Genomic DNA, 15,099 nt, shown 5'->3' on the forward strand with positions numbered 1-15,099 from the left:
ATTGGCAGCAAGGTGATTTCCATGACGGAACAAGTATCCACAAGCAGGTGCGATTCACCGCTACTTCAGGCCTTCGTCGACAATCGACTGATTCTGGTGAAGATCGCAGCGCGCATTACCGGCTGCCGTTCGCGCGCCGAAGACGTTGTGCAGGATGCGTTCTTCCGCTTGCAATCGGCGCCGCCGATCACCTCGTCGATCAAGGCGCAATTGAGTTACCTGTTCCAGATCGTGCGCAACCTCGCCATCGATCACTACCGCAAACAGGCGCTGGAACAAAAGTACTCGGGCCCCGAAGAGGAAGGGTTGAACGTGGTCATTCAGGGCGCTTCGCCGGAAACCTCGCACATCAATTTCTCGACCCTGGAGCACATCGCCGACGCGCTGACCGAACTGCCCAGCCGCACCCGTTACGCCTTCGAGATGTACCGCCTGCACGGCGTGCCGCAAAAGGACATCGCCAAGGAACTCGGCGTCTCGCCGACCCTGGTCAACTTCATGATTCGCGATGCACTGGTGCACTGCCGCAAGGTGTCGGGCAGCCGTGGGGATGCGGCCTCGATGGGTCGGCGCTAAGCCCGGTTCATCGCAGAAAAAAGATCGCAGCCTTCAGCAGTTCCTACAGAGGAATACCTTTCATGCAGGAGCTGCCGAAGCTGCGATCTTTTGCTTTTACGCCAGCTTGCACCGATCAAAAAACCGCTCACGCCCCAGAATCATCAAGGCCGCGCGCTTGTGCGGAAAGTCGAACTCCTTCTCGCAGTGGAAGCACTGGTTGTGCATGTGGCCGATCATCTTCGCGTTATCGGCACGCGGTTCGGCGACCACGTGCTGGGTCCGCGGATCATCCAGAAACAGGTAGTGCACCAGCGCCGACAACCAGCTCGCGACCTTGTGCGGGCCACGGTGGTTTTCCTCTCCCACCAGCATGTGAATGCCACGGTCGTAATTGTCGGCGTCGTAGAACGGCGCGATACGGTCTTCCTTGGCCCAGTAGGCCTCGAAATAGGCAAACGGTTGATCGTCGAAACAGCCGATCAGCGTCAGGGTGTGCGGATCGGCGTCGAGCTTGCTCAGGTATTCGCGATGCTGCTCGAGGCTGCCCTCCTCCTGCCAGAAACTGGCGACTCGCGGGCTGTTCTGCCAGCGATTGAAACGCGCCAGATCCTGCTCGATCTCCAGCGTACGCAGGGAAATCCACGCACCGAGACGCGCATCGAAACGCCGATAGACCTCACCGCGCGGCTTCGCCGGGCGCAGCGGATGGCGCTTGCCGTGACTGATCACCATTTGTTGCGGGTAGCTGCCGGTCAGCGACGTGCCCAGCCAGGGTTGCGGCAACTGCCAGAACAGGGTGCGTTCGCAGCGGTATTCACCAGCCACTTCGGTGCTGACCAGCAAACCGCTGAGCAACGCTTCAGTGGGTGGTTGATCGAGTTGCCAGAGCAGTTGCTGACAGTCCGGATCGCGTGCGAACAACCAGTAACAGGCCGCCCACAGCGCCTGCCCCACGGGCAGTGCGTAACGCTCGTCGAGCTGGATCGGGCCTTTGCCCAGGCGATCCAGGCGCAGGCGAATCAGCGGTTGCCCGTCCAGGCTCAGGCTCAGACGGCTTTCAGTGGCATCGGCTACCAGTTGGCTGCCCGAAGGCAGGGCCAGGGCAGTCAGGTCATTCAGATTGGACATGGGTCGGGCTCACGATAATCGTCGACAGTTCAACGATGGGACGTGAGCCGAGAGGAGAAATTTAGCCGCCCGGATGAAAATCGGTCAGCGATGAGCCACCGGCACCACGGCAATCTTGTAAGGATCGAAGATCTTCAGCATCTGGCCATTGTCGCGCAAACCCTGCAGCAACTTGCCGAACGCCTCGCCAGTGATCGGTGCCGTCGGACGCAGAATGGCGTAATGGTGGTAGACCTGATCGATGCGTTGCGACACCAGCAATTCGTCACGCACTTTCTCGTTGCGCAGCAGATAATCGAACAGGTACGAGCGCGTGACCAGAGCGATGTCGGCGCGCCCGCGCAGCACCATCAGCAGGTTGCTGTCGTGGGAATAGGTCAGCGTCGCGTTGAAGGCATCGGCGAGGTATTTGGGATCGGCGTTGAAGTTGGCGAACTCATAGTGATAACCGCTGTACAGCGCCAGACGTTTGCCCTTGAGGTCGGCGAAATAGTTCTGCTGGCGACCGTCTTCACGTTGCGCGACGAAAATCTCGGCATCTTCCAGGCCCATATCGACGTCGGTATGAGGAATCTCCTTCCAGCCCCAATCGGGGTTCTCGAAGATCGCCATGTCGATCCGGCCCTGCTTGAAATCACCGAAGCGCCGAGGAATCGAAGTCGGTACCAGTACGAACTGATAGTCCGCCTGCAGTGCATTGAGCGCCTCGACCAGTTGCGGCAGCAGGCCAGTGTCGGCACCACTTTCCGGACGCACGGTGTAAGGCGGAAAATGCGCCGCGCCCACCCGAACCAGTTGCGCTGCCTGTGCGGGTAGCACCCAAAATACCGCCAGCGCTACGAGCAAAAGCCCTGCGGTCGTCCGAATTGGCGAAGACTTCAAAACACCCCACTCCCCGAAAAAATGGCAATCAATGCATTCAAGCTAGGCGGTTTCGCCCAGTTAGCCAGTTTCCCGGCCTGTTAGAAAGTGGACTGGCGCTCTTCGAGCACCAGAATCAGCGCTTCATCGGCCAACTGATCAAGGCTCAGGCTGCCGCCAGCGCGGAACCAGGTGGTGGTCCAGGACAGTGCACCGGTGAGGAAACGTCGGGTAATGAAAACATCGCCACGGATAAACCCGGCCTCCTTGGCTTCGCCCAGCACTTGCAACCAGATCTCTTCATAGACATCACGCAGGGCCAGCACCCGGGCCTGCCCCTCCTCGGACAACGAACGCCACTCGTAGACCAGCACCGCCATTGCTTCGCCGCTGCCGCCCATGATCGACTGCAACTCGCAACGAATCAGCGCCAGCACTCGCTCGCGTACATTGGCGGCTTCGGCCAGCGCGGCGCGCATCAACGCGGTGTTGTAGACGATGGTCTCCTCCATCACCGCACGAAGGATTTCATCCTTGCTTTTGAAGTGATGAAAAATGCTCCCGGACTGAATCCCCACCGCCCCGGCCAGATCGCGCACGGTGGTGCGTTCATAGCCTTTGTTGCGGAACAGGTGGGCGGCCACTTGCAGCAGTTTGCCGCGTGCGCTGTCAGGGTCGGTCAGTTGGCCTTGGTCGACCAGTTCGCGCATGACCCTCAGGGCTTTTTGCTCGTCCACCCGTTCTCTCCTACAGTCGATCAGTCTGTTGCCCCCTGAACACGCAGGGTTGCGCGCAATTTAAGCCGCAGGCGGCAACCAAGCAAGCGCTTGGGCAGAAGATATTTCAGCTGTTTACAAACCAAGCGCTTGCTTGGTAGCCTCCAGACACTTCTGTCGCAGGTTCCTGAGTCGGAGATCACCATGCCCACGACCGTTCGCATCGGATGCGCCAGCGCATTCTGGGGTGACACCAGCACCGCCGCTGCCCAGCTCGTGGCAGGCGGGCGCCTGGATTATCTGGTGTTCGATTACCTGGCCGAGATCACGATGTCGATCATGGCCGGCGCCCGCATGAAGGACCCACAGGCCGGGTTCGCCGGGGATTTTGTCGAAGTGCTCGCGCCGCTGTTGCCGCAACTGGTCGAGCAGAAGATTCGCGTGATCAGCAACGCGGGCGGGATCAATCCGAAAGCTTGTGCCGCCGCCCTGCAGGCAGCCTGCGACAAGGCCGGGGTCAGTCTGAAAATCGCCGTGCTGCTCGGCGACGACCTGCAGCCGCAATTCAAGCAACTCGCCACTCAAGGCATCCACGAAATGTTCAACGGCGCGCCGCTGCCGCCGATGTGCGTATCGACCAACGCCTACCTCGGCGCGCCGGGCATCGTCGAAGCCCTGCGCCTGGGCGCCGACATCGTCATCACCGGGCGCGTGGTCGACAGCGCGGTGGTCAGCGCGGCGCTGGTGCATGAGTTCGGCTGGGCGTGGCACGACTACGACAAACTCGCTCAGGCGGCGCTGGCCGGGCACATCATCGAATGCGGCGCACAATGTACCGGGGGCAATTTTACCGACTGGCGCGATGTGCCGGATTACGAACACATCGGTTTTCCCATCGTCGACGTCAGCGCCGACGGCCAGTTCATCGTCAGCAAACCCGAGGGCTCCGGCGGGTTAGTGACGCCACTGACGGTTGGCGAGCAGATGCTCTATGAAATCGGTGATCCACAGGCGTATCTGTTGCCAGACGTAGTCTGCGATTTCACTCAAGTGAAACTGCAGCAACAGGGCAAAAACACCGTGCATGTGCACGGTGCCAAAGGCTTGCCACCCAGCGATAAATACAAGGTCAGCGCCACTTACCCGGACGGCTTTCGCTGCACCGCCAGTTGCCTGATCGCCGGCATCGATGCGGTGGACAAGGCCCGTCGCGTGAGCCAGGCGATCATCGACAAAACCTCGGAAATGTTCAGCCAGCGCGGCTGGCCGCCCTACAGCGAAGTCAACATCGAACTGCTCGGCAGTGAAGCCACTTACGGCCCTCACGGTCAGCGCCGTGACAGCCGCGAGGTGGTGATCAAACTCGCGGTGCGCCATCCACTGAAACCGGCGCTGATCCTGTTCTCCCGGGAAATCGCCCAGGCCGCGACCGGCATGGCGCCGGGACTGACCGGCATCGTCGGCGGGCGGCCGACGGTCTATCCGCTGATCCGCCTGTTCTCGTTCCTGATCGACAAAAACGCCTGCACCCTGCAAATCGACATGGCCGGTGAGCAATACCCCTGCGCCCTGCCCGCGCAAACACCACTCGACAGCCACGCTCTGCCAACTCCCGAACAGCCACCCAAACCCCAGGGCCGCGCCGACGCCAGCGTGGCGTTGGTCAAACTGGCAGTGGCGCGCTCCGGCGACAAGGGCAACCACAGCAACATCGGCGTCTTGCCGCGTCGGCCGGAATACCTGCCGTGGATCGCCGAAGCGCTGACGCCGGCGGTCATCGTCGACTGGATGCGCCACGTGCTCGACCCGATCCATGGCCGGGTCGAACGCTGGTACCTGCCCGGCACCCACAGCCTGAATTTCCTGCTGGAAAACGCCCTCGGTGGCGGTGGCGTGGCAAGTCTGCGCATCGATCCACAGGGCAAGGCCTTCGCCCAGCAGTTGCTGGAAATCCAGATCCCGGTGCCGCAGAGCATCGCCGAACAACTCGACTAGAGGTTGGGCTTCATGGCTTACGCATCGATTTTCAAAGCCGATCTGTTCAGCGGCCAGACCCTCATCGTCACCGGTGGCGGCAGTGGCATCGGCCGTTGCACCGCCCATGAACTGGCAGCGCTCGGCGCCAGGGTGCTGCTGGTCGGGCGCAAGCCGGAAAAACTGCAAAAAGTCGCCGCCGAAATCGCCGAAGACGGTGGCCGCGCGCACTGGCACGCCTGCGACATCCGTGACGAAGACGCGGTAAAACAACTGGTCACTGAGTTGATCGCCGAGCACGGGCCGATCCACGGCCTGGTCAACAATGCCGGCGGTCAATACCCGTCGCCACTGGCCTCGATCAATCAGAAAGGCTTTGAAACCGTGCTGCGCACCAATCTGGTCGGCGGCTTCCTGATGGCCCGGGAAGTGTTCAACCAGTCGATGAGCAAACACGGCGGCAGCATCGTCAACATGCTCGCCGACATGTGGGGCGGCATGCCCGGCATGGGCCATTCCGGCGCGGCACGTTCGGGGATGGACAACTTCACCAAGACCGCCGCATTCGAGTGGGGTTACGCCGGGGTGCGGGTCAATGCGGTGGCGCCGGGGTGGATCGCGTCCAGCGGCATGGACACTTATGAGGGCGCGTTCAAAGCGGTGATCCCGACCTTGCGCGAACACGTACCGCTCAAGCGCATCGGCACCGAATCGGAAGTCAGTGCGGCGATTGTTTTTTTTGCTCAGTCCGGCGGCGGCGTTCATCAGCGGCAGCACCTTGAAAATCGATGGTGCGGCCAGCCTCGGCAGCCGTGCATGGCCGCTGCACAAGGCGAGCCACAGCGAGTCGTTCAACGGGTTCCATCGGGCGTACCTGCCCGACGTCCTCAAGGACAAGGAGTAAGTCATGCCGCAGATCCAGTCCGAACTTGATCCGCACAGCGAAGCCTTCGCCCGCAACCGCGCGGCGATGCTCACGGCCATCGAGCACGTCCAGCAACTGGAACAGAACCTGCTGAACAAGGCTGCCGAAGCCAAGACCAAATTCGACAAGCGCGGGCAACTGCTGCCCCGCGAACGCCTGAACCTGTTGCTCGACCCCGGTGCACCGTTCCTCGAACTGGCGAGCCTGGCCGGCTACAAACTGCACGACGACAAGGATGGCAGCGCCGCCGGCGGTGGCTTGATCGCCGGCATCGGTTATGTGTCCGGCATTCGGGCGATGGTGGTGGCCAACAACAGCGCAATCAAGGGCGGCACCATTTCCCCCACCGGCCTGAAGAAATCCCTGCGTCTGCAACAGATCGCCCAAGAGAACAAACTGCCGGTGATCACCCTCGCCGAAAGCGGCGGCGCCAACCTTAATTATGCGGCGGAGATATTCGTCGAGGGCGCACGCAGTTTTGCCAATCAGGCGCGAATGTCGGCCATGGGGCTGCCGCAGATCACCGTAGTGCATGGCTCGGCCACGGCCGGTGGCGCCTATCAACCGGGGCTGTCGGATTATGTGGTGGTGGTGCGCGGCAAGGCCAAGCTGTTTCTTGCCGGGCCGCCGCTGCTCAAAGCCGCGACGGGCGAGGTCGCCACCGATGAAGAGCTGGGTGGCGCAGAAATGCACGCACAGGTTGCCGGCACCGCCGAATACCTGGCCGAGAACGATGCCGATGGCGTGCGTCTGGTGCGCGAGATCCTGCGCCTGCTGCCGTGGAACGAACAACTGCCGTGGTTGCCGGAACCGCAATACAAGGACCCGCTATACCCGATCGACGAGCTACTCGGGCTGATTCCCGACGACCCGAAGAAGCCCTACGACGTGCGCGAAATCATTGCGCGGATAGCCGATGAATCGGAGTTTCTCGAATTCAAAGGCGAGTTCGATCAGCAGACCATCTGCGGCCAGTTGAAAATCCAGGGCCGTGCCTGCGGCCTGATCGGCAACAACGGCCCGATCACCCCCGCCGGGGCGAGCAAGGCCCGCGCAGTTCATTCAACTGTGCGATCAGAGCCAGACGCCGCTGCTGTTCTTCCACAACACCACCGGGTTCATGGTCGGCACCGAATCCGAGCAGCAAGGCGTGATCAAACACGGCTCGAAACTGATTCAAGCGGTGGCCAATGCCCGAGTGCCTAAACTGACGATTGTCGTCGGTGGCTCCTACGGCGCCGGCAACTATGCGATGTGCGGGCGCGGTCTCGATCCACGCTTCATTTTTGCCTGGCCCAACAGCCGCACGGCGGTGATGGGCGGCGCACAGGCCGGCAAGGTGCTGCGCATTGTCACCGAGGCCAAACAGCTCAAGGAAGGCTTGGTGCCGGATCCGAAAATGCTCGACATGCTCGAACAGGTCACCGCGCAGAAGCTCGACAGCCAGTCCACCGCACTCTACGGCAGCGCCAACCTGTGGGACGACGGCCTGATCGACCCGCGCGACACGCGCACCCTGCTCGGTTACCTGCTGGATATCTGCCACGAAGCCGACATCCGTACGTTGCAACCCAACAGCTTCGGCGTCAGCCGCTTCTGACCGCCACGGATCCCAAGGAGAACAATAAAAATGATCTTCACCCCGGAACACGAAGCACTGCGCCGCACCGTCCGCCAATTCGTCGAACACGAGATCAATCCACACGTTGATGAATGGGAAAAGGCCGGGCGCTTTCCGATCCACGAGATTTTCCGCAAGGCCGGCGACCTTGGTCTGCTGGGGATTTCCAAACCGGAAAAATTCGGCGGCATGGGCCTCGACTACAGCTATTCGATTGTCGCCGCCGAAGAGTTCGGCACCATTCATTGCGGCGGCATTCCGATGTCGATCGGCGTGCAGACCGACATGTGCACCCCGGCGCTGGCCCGCTTCGGCTCCGATGAATTGCGCGACGAATTCCTCCGCCCCGCGATTACCGGCGAGCAGGTCGGTTGCATCGGCGTCTCGGAAGTCGGTGCCGGTTCCGATGTCGCGGGTCTCAAGACCAGCGCGCGCAAGGATGGCGACGATTACGTGATCAATGGCAGCAAAATGTGGATCACCAATTCACCGAGTGCCGATTTCATCTGCCTGCTGGCCAACACCTCGGACGACAAGCCACACATCAACAAGTCGCTGATCATGGTGCCGATGAACACCCCGGGCATCAGCCTCAGCTCGCACCTGGACAAGCTCGGCATGCGCAGTTCGGAGACCGCCCAGGTGTTTTTTCGACAACGTGCGTGTGCCGCAGCGCAACCGCATTGGCCACGAAGGCGCCGGGTTCATGATGCAGATGCTGCAGTTCCAGGAAGAACGTCTGTTCGGCGCGGCCAACATGATCAAGGGCCTGGAATATTGCGTCGACAGCACCATCGAGTACTGCAAGGAGCGCAAGACCTTCGGCAACGCGCTGATCGACAATCAGGTGATCCACTTCCGCCTCGCCGAATTGCAGACCGAAATCGAATGCCTGCGGGCGCTGGTCTATCAGGCCACCGAGCAATATGTGAAGGGTCAGGACGTCACGCGTCTGGCCTCGATGGCCAAGCTCAAGGCCGGGCGCCTCGGTCGTGAAGTCAGCGACAGTTGCCTGCAATATTGGGGCGGCATGGGCTTCATGTGGGACAACCCGGTGGCCCGCGCCTATCGCGATGTGCGGCTGGTGTCGATTGGCGGTGGCGCCGACGAAATCATGCTGGGGATCATCTGCAAACTGATGGGCATTCTGCCGGGGAAAAAGAAATGAGCCCCCTGCCCGATTGCCAGACACTGCTGCTGGAGCTGCATGGCGGCGTATTGCACATCACCCTCAATCGCCCGGAAAGCCGCAATGCGATGAGCCTGCACATGGTCGCCGAACTGCGTTCGGTACTGGCGACGGTACGCGATGAGCGCAGTGTCCGCGCCTGGTGCTCAGTGGCGCGGGCGGGCACTTCTGCGCTGGCGGCGACATCAAGGACATGGCCAATGCACGCGCCCGGGGCGCCGATGCCTATCGCGATTTGAACCGCGCTTTCGGTGCGCTGTTGCAAGAGGCGCAGCAGGCGCCGCAAGTGCTGATCAGCGTGTTGCAGGGCGCGGTGCTTGGCGGCGGACTGGGCCTGGCGTGTGTCAGCGATATCGCAATGGCTGACCATCAGGCGCAGTTCGGCCTGCCGGAAACCAGCCTCGGTCTGCTGCCAGCGCAGATCGCGCCGTTCGTGGTGCAGCGCATCGGCCTGACCGAAACCCGTCGGCTGGCACTGACAGCCGCGCGTTTCGATGGTCATCAAGCGCGACGCCTGGGGCTGGTGCATTTTGTCGAGCAGGATCCGCAGGCATTGGCCGAACGCCTCGACGAAGTACTCGACCATGTTCTGTGCTGCGCACCGGACGCGAATGCGATGACCAAAAAGCTGTTGCTGGCCAGCGCCGGACAGCCATCGAATGAACTGCTGGATGACGCAGCGCAGTGGTTCAGTAAAGCGGTGACCGGTGTCGAAGGGATCGAGGGCACGATGGCTTTCGTGCAAAAGCGAAAACCGCGATGGGCCACCTGAAAGCTTCGCAAGCAGGCTCGCTCCCACAGGTTTTGTGAACGATGCAAATTCCCTGTGGGAGCGAACCTGCTCGCGAAGAGGCCAGCCAACCCACCGCCAAATACTCAGGAAGATCACCATGCCCGCCATCCACAAAATCCTGATCGCCAACCGCGGTGAAATCGCCTGCCGCATTCAGCGCACCGCCCAGGCCCTCGGCTATCGCACCGTCGCCGTATTCAGCGATGCCGACGCCGATGCCCTGCACGTGCAGATGGCCGATCAAGCGGTGAACATCGGCGCCGCACCGGTACACCAGTCTTACCTGAACATCCCGGCGATCCTCGATGCCGCGCGCCGCAGCGGTGCCGACGCGATCCACCCCGGCTACGGCTTTCTCTCGGAAAACCCCCGGATTCGCCCGCGCCTGCGCAGAAGCCGGTCTGACCTTCATCGGTCCCAGCGCCGACGCCATCGAGTTGATGGGCAGCAAGCGCCTGTCGAAAATCGCCATGCTCGACGCCGGCGTTCCCTGCATCGCCGGCTATCAAGGCGCCGCGCAGGACGACGCTACCTTGCTGCGCGAAGCCGAGCGCATCGGCTACCCGCTGATGATCAAGGCCAGCGCCGGCGGCGGTGGACGCGGCATGCGCCTGGTGCACAGCAGCGACGAGTTGCCGGCGCAATTGCGCACCGCCCGCTCCGAGGCACTGAACGGCTTTGGCAGTGACGAACTGATCCTCGAACAGGCGCTGATCGAACCACGGCACGTCGAAGTGCAACTGTTTGGCGACTGCCACGGCAATCTGATCTACCTCTGTGAGCGCGATTGCTCGGTGCAGCGTCGCCATCAGAAAGTCATCGAGGAAGCGCCCTGCCCGGTGATGACCGGCGAGTTGCGCCGGGCCATGGGTGAAGCAGCATTGAAGGCTGGCCGGGCGGTGAATTACGTCGTGCCGGCACCGTAGAGTTTCTGCTCGATGCCCGTGGGCAATTCTACTTTCTGGAAATGAACACCCGTCTGCAGGTCGAGCATCCGGTGACCGAACTGATCACCGGGCAAGATCTGGTCGCCTGGCAACTGGCCGTCGCCGAAGGTCAGCCGCTGCCGTTGACACAGGAACAGGTGACGCTGAACGGCCACGCCATGGAGGTGCGATTGTATGCCGAAGATCCGACGCAGAATTTCCTGCCGCAGACCGGTCGCGTGCAGGCCTGGGAACCGGTATTGAATCCCGGCGCGCGGATCGATCACGGCTTGCGCGAAGGTCAGTTGATCAGCCCGTTCTATGACCCGATGCTCGGCAAGCTGATCGCTCACGGCGCGACCCGCGAAGAGGCACGCCGCAAGCTGCTGCGCGCAGTGCAGGACAGCGTGCTGCTCGGTGTACAGAGCAATCAGCGTTTGCTGATCAGCCTGCTGCAGCATCCGAAGTTCATCAGCGGCGAGTTCAGCACCGCGTTCATTGCCCAGCATTTCACTGATCACCCATGCCTGCACACTTACGCCCCCACCGCCGAGGAACTGGCCATCGCCGCCGTGCTGTTTTATCAGTCTGGCGCGCAGGCGCATCGCGCGCCGCTCAAGGGTTGGCGCAACAATGTCGGCGCGCCGCTCGATTACCGCCTCGGGCTGGAACAGCAGGACTGGAACTTGCAACTGCTTGCGAACGGCGCTGGCCGTTTCACCGTGAACGTGATGCAGCGCGCACTGGCGCTGACCGTCATTGAGTGCAACGAACGCTCGGTGACGCTGGAAGTCGACGGCCTGCGCCAGCGTCATGCGTATCGGATCGCCGGCGATGAACTCTGGCTGTTCACCCACCCCGGCAACCTGCGCCTGGAGGATCGAACTCATGCGCTGATCAGCAGTCAGAGCAGCGTCAGCTCCGGCACACTGAAAGCGCCGATGGACGGTGCCATCGTCGACGTGCTGGTCAGCGAAGGCAGTCCGGTCAGCAAGGGTCAGTTGCTGGTGGTGCTGGAGGCAATGAAAATGGAGCATCCGCTGAAGGCCGGCATCGACGGCGTGCTCAAGCGGGTGCAGGTCAAGGTCGGCGATCAGGTAAAAAATCGTCAGGTTCTGTTGCAGGTCGAGTGAGTCGCCAGGCGCAAACGCAAGGTTTGACTACGCTCTGATCTATCAGGACGCTTAAATCAGGAAACCTGCGATGCCCCATTGGCTGGTCATTGATCTGGAAGCCACCACAGATGAAGGTGGCTGGCCGGTTACGGAAATGGAAATCATCGAAATCGGCGCGACGCTGGTCGATCGAGCCGGTCGCGAGCAGGATCATTTTCAGCGGTTCGTCAAACCGACCCGACGGCCGTTATTGACGGCATTTTGTCGTGAACTCACGCACATCACCCAGGCCAATATCGATGCCGCTCAGCCGTTGAACGAGGTCTGGCCAGCCTTTGAGCGCTGGCTCGGGCAACACCAGACGCGCCTCGAGGGCTGGGCTAGTTGGGGCGATTACGACCGCAAGCAGTTACTTCAGGAATGGCAGCGCCTGCAGCTCGACAGCGTGCTGGGCCGAGTGCCGCACATGAATCTCAAACAACGCTTCGCCAAGGCCCGCCGCCTGGAACGACCGTTGGGCCTGAACGGTGCGCTGCAACTGGCCGGCATGCAGTTCAGCGGTCAGCAGCATCGGGCCCTGGAAGATGCGCGCAATACTGCGCGGTTGTTGCCGTTGGTCTTGCCACTCTGAAGTCAGGGCGAGAACTCGCCGGACACGCCCCGGGCAGGTGACGGCGCCGGGAGCCTTGTGCATACTGGCCGGCCCTTTTTAACCCTTTTAAGCCCCATTCAAGAGGAATCGCCCATGTTCAAAGTCAACGAGTACTTCGACGGCACCGTCAAGTCGATCGCTTTTGGCACCGCTGAAGGTCCGGCGACCATCGGCGTCATGGCCCCGGGCGAATACGAATTCGGCACCGCTCAGCGAGAAATCATGCACGTAGTCTCCGGTGCGCTGACCGTCAAACTGCCGGACAGCAGCGACTGGGAAACCTTCGCCGCTGGCAGCCAGTTCAACGTTCCGGCCAACAGCAAGTTCCAACTGAAAGTCGCCGTTGATACTGCTTACCTGTGCGAATACCGCGGCTAAGCCCACGGCTTTTCCCGGTGCAAAAAAATGCCCGTGTCCATGGACACGGGCATTTTCATTTCCGGTCTCGGTTATTCGAGGATTTCCACCGGCATACCGACTTCCAGCCGACCATTGCTGTCGTTGACCAGATTCTGCCCGAACATCGCGCCATCAGCCTGGGCACGGTACTTCTGCAAGGTCGCCAGCGGTTCGCGATCGGCACTGCGCTCGCCAGTCTGCGGATCAATCGTGGTCAGGATGCAGCGCGAACAAGGCTTGACCACGCGGAACTCGACATCGCCGATGCGGATGCGCTTCCAGCCATCTTCGGCAAATGCCGTACTGCCTTCGATCACCAGATTCGGTCGAAAGCGCAGCATCTCCAGCGGTCGTCCGACCTTTTGCACCAGATCGTCAAGCGACGCCTCGCCAATCAACAACAGCGGGAAACCGTCGGCGAACGCGACCTGATCATCGTCGCGGCCATACCCGGCCTGCGTCATACGCGCGCGATCAAGTGGCACCTGCACCAGACGGGTCGGTTTGCCGATGAAATCGCTGACCCAGCGGGCCGCTGCATCACCGGCATCCGGAACGCGCAGGGTGTCACGCCAGATAGTCACACCGCGCAACTCGGCATCGTCCTGCGGTAACGCAATATCCAGCGCGGCATGGTCGGGCGCACTGAGGGTCAGCCCGCCCTGCGCATTCCACAGCGCCGACAGCTGGCTCATTTTCGCCTCGGCCCTTTGGGTCAGGAAGCGGCCGCTGGCCTCGTCCACCAGCATCCAGCGTCGATCCCCTTCAAGGCCCAGTTTATCCAGGCCAATCGATTGCAGAATCTCGGGCTTGCCGGATTTCAACGGGTAACGATAAAGCGCACTCAGACGCAGCATGTCCAGCTTCCTGATGGGCAAAAAAGCCACCCTATACGAGCTTTATCTGTGAATCAAAGCCTGATGCATGCGCCTGCACAGATAGTTTGTGGCGAGGGGATTAATCCCCGATGGGGCGCGAAGCGGCCCCACTTGAATCAAGAAAGCGGGACTGCTGTGCAGTCCATCGGGGATAAATCCCCTCGCTACAGAATTTCCTCAGGCCGGCACTTCATCCAGCATCAGACGCTGACGCACCACGTCCACCAGTTTGTCCGGCTGGAACTTGGAGAGGAAGTTGTCGCAGCCGACCTTCTTCACCATCGAATCGTTGAAGCTACCGGACAGCGAGGTGTGCAGCACCACATACAGACCGCGCAGGCGCGGGTCATTGCGGATCTCGGTGGTCAGGCGATAGCCGTCCATTTCCGGCATTTCCGCGTCGGTAAACACCATCAGCAGTTTGTCGGTCATGTTCACGCCGGTATCGGCCCAGGCCTTGAGCATGTTCAGCGCCTTCAGGCCATCACTGGCGATGTGCATTTTCACCCCGAGCTGGCCGAGGGTGTCACGCAGTTGCGAGAGCGCGACGTTGGAGTCGTCCACCAGCAGCACTTCGCGGCCACGGGCACGTTCCAGCACCGGATCGTCAAGTTTGTCGCGCGAAACCTTGGCGTTGTACGGAACGATTTCTGCGAGCACCTTCTCGACGTCGATGATTTCCACCAGTTGATCGTCGACCTTGCTGATAGCGGTCAGGTAGTGCTGGCGGCCAGCACTGGTCGGCGGCGGCAGGATGGCTTCCCAGTTCATGTTGACGATGCGATCCACGCCACCGACAAGGAACGCCTGCACCGAACGGTTGTACTCGGTGACGATGATGGTGCTGTTCGGCCCCGGTACCAGCGGGCGCATGCCGATCGCCTGGGACAGGTCGATCACCGGCAGCGTCTGGCCACGCAGGTTGACCACACCGCAGACAAACGGGTGACGTTGCGGCATCAGGGTCAGCTTCGGCAATTGCAGGACTTCCTGAACCTTGAACACGTTGATCGCGAACAATTGGCGTCCGGCCAGTCGAAACATGAGAATTTCCAGGCGATTCTCACCCACCAGTTGCGTGCGTTGGTCTACCGTGTCGAGAATGCCGGCCATCAATGACTCCTGGGCTTGTTCTGATGAATTCACTACTAAGTGGGGTTATCGGCTGTTGATGGCGATTCTTGATCCCCACAAAATCACCATCAAAATGCCACACGCAGGCATTGATGTCACATTAACATCATGGTTTACTGGCCCGGCGTTTTCATCTGCTACATTCTCTTCTGGCGCGACCACAGTTTGCGCCACAGGTTCCCGCGTGTAAGGGAATCCCCTAGTAACAATCAGGCCCAACCTGATGTTCG

The 15,099-nt window shown here is 61.2% G+C and carries 10 protein-coding genes and 6 pseudogenes; 10 read left to right on the forward strand and 6 right to left on the reverse strand.

Features of this window, described 5'->3' with window-relative positions; genetic code table 11:
* Positions 1-21 precede the first annotated feature (21 nt).
* Positions 22-576, forward strand: a complete 555-nt coding sequence (locus tag HT737_RS26690) for an RNA polymerase factor sigma-70 (protein ID WP_027613402.1) — start codon at positions 22-24, stop codon at positions 574-576.
* Between the two features lie 96 nt (positions 577-672).
* Here HT737_RS26690 and HT737_RS26695 read toward each other — a convergent pair whose 3' ends face one another.
* The 3 genes from HT737_RS26695 to HT737_RS26705 form a co-directional block, all read right to left on the reverse strand.
* Entirely contained in the window at positions 673-1,686 is a 1,014-nt protein-coding gene (locus tag HT737_RS26695; RefSeq protein WP_182404335.1) for a GNAT family N-acetyltransferase, read from the reverse strand.
* An 84-nt stretch (positions 1,687-1,770) separates the two neighbouring features.
* Positions 1,771-2,568: an ABC transporter substrate-binding protein gene (locus HT737_RS26700; RefSeq protein ID WP_095668683.1), complete on the reverse strand. Its 798-nt coding sequence runs from the start codon at positions 2,566-2,568 to the stop codon at positions 1,771-1,773.
* A gap of 80 nt (positions 2,569-2,648) precedes the next feature.
* On the reverse strand, positions 2,649-3,284 hold the full coding sequence (locus HT737_RS26705) for a TetR/AcrR family transcriptional regulator (protein WP_047295384.1): 636 nt from the start codon (positions 3,282-3,284) through the stop codon (positions 2,649-2,651).
* Between the two features lie 183 nt (positions 3,285-3,467).
* Between HT737_RS26705 and HT737_RS26710 the strand changes: the two genes are divergently transcribed.
* The 9 genes and pseudogenes from HT737_RS26710 (at position 3,468) to HT737_RS26745 (ending at position 12,836) form a co-directional block, all read left to right on the forward strand.
* Entirely contained in the window at positions 3,468-5,258 is a 1,791-nt protein-coding gene (locus HT737_RS26710; protein WP_131671629.1) for an acyclic terpene utilization AtuA family protein, read from the forward strand.
* A gap of 12 nt (positions 5,259-5,270) precedes the next feature.
* Positions 5,271-6,141, forward strand: a pseudogene (locus HT737_RS26715) (SDR family oxidoreductase).
* Positions 6,142-6,144: 3 nt separating this feature from the next.
* Positions 6,145-7,762: pseudogene (gene atuC / locus HT737_RS26720) on the forward strand (geranyl-CoA carboxylase subunit beta).
* A 30-nt stretch (positions 7,763-7,792) separates the two neighbouring features.
* Positions 7,793-8,951: pseudogene (atuD, locus tag HT737_RS26725) on the forward strand (citronellyl-CoA dehydrogenase).
* Positions 8,948-9,744 (forward strand): annotated as a pseudogene (locus HT737_RS26730) (enoyl-CoA hydratase/isomerase family protein). The pseudogenes atuD and HT737_RS26730 overlap by 4 nt, the downstream one beginning before the upstream one ends.
* A gap of 118 nt (positions 9,745-9,862) precedes the next feature.
* Positions 9,863-11,345: pseudogene (locus tag HT737_RS26735) on the forward strand (acetyl/propionyl/methylcrotonyl-CoA carboxylase subunit alpha); the annotation flags it as partial.
* A gap of 140 nt (positions 11,346-11,485) precedes the next feature.
* Positions 11,486-11,824: pseudogene (locus HT737_RS32845) on the forward strand (acetyl-CoA carboxylase biotin carboxyl carrier protein subunit); the annotation flags it as partial.
* 70 nt (positions 11,825-11,894) lie between these two features.
* Entirely contained in the window at positions 11,895-12,437 is a 543-nt protein-coding gene (locus HT737_RS26740; RefSeq protein WP_047295400.1) for an exonuclease domain-containing protein, read from the forward strand.
* A 114-nt stretch (positions 12,438-12,551) separates the two neighbouring features.
* On the forward strand, positions 12,552-12,836 hold the full coding sequence (locus HT737_RS26745) for a pyrimidine/purine nucleoside phosphorylase (RefSeq protein ID WP_003226701.1): 285 nt from the start codon (positions 12,552-12,554) through the stop codon (positions 12,834-12,836).
* 71 nt (positions 12,837-12,907) lie between these two features.
* Here HT737_RS26745 and HT737_RS26750 read toward each other — a convergent pair whose 3' ends face one another.
* The 3 genes from HT737_RS26750 to HT737_RS31390 form a co-directional block, all read right to left on the reverse strand.
* The gene (locus tag HT737_RS26750; RefSeq protein WP_182404336.1) at positions 12,908-13,714 is read right to left on the reverse strand and encodes an MOSC domain-containing protein; all 807 of its coding nucleotides are present in this window, start codon (positions 13,712-13,714) and stop codon (positions 12,908-12,910) included.
* 198 nt (positions 13,715-13,912) lie between these two features.
* Positions 13,913-14,848, reverse strand: a complete 936-nt coding sequence (locus HT737_RS26755; RefSeq protein WP_003226705.1) for a chemotaxis protein CheV — start codon at positions 14,846-14,848, stop codon at positions 13,913-13,915.
* Positions 14,849-14,893: 45 nt separating this feature from the next.
* Positions 14,894-15,099 (reverse strand): hypothetical protein (locus HT737_RS31390; protein WP_220459523.1); only part of this gene is annotated, 206 nt, incomplete at its 5' end.

This window comes from Pseudomonas sp. MD195_PC81_125 (assembly GCF_014060985.1).
Taxonomy (GTDB): domain Bacteria; phylum Pseudomonadota; class Gammaproteobacteria; order Pseudomonadales; family Pseudomonadaceae; genus Aquipseudomonas; species Aquipseudomonas parakoreensis.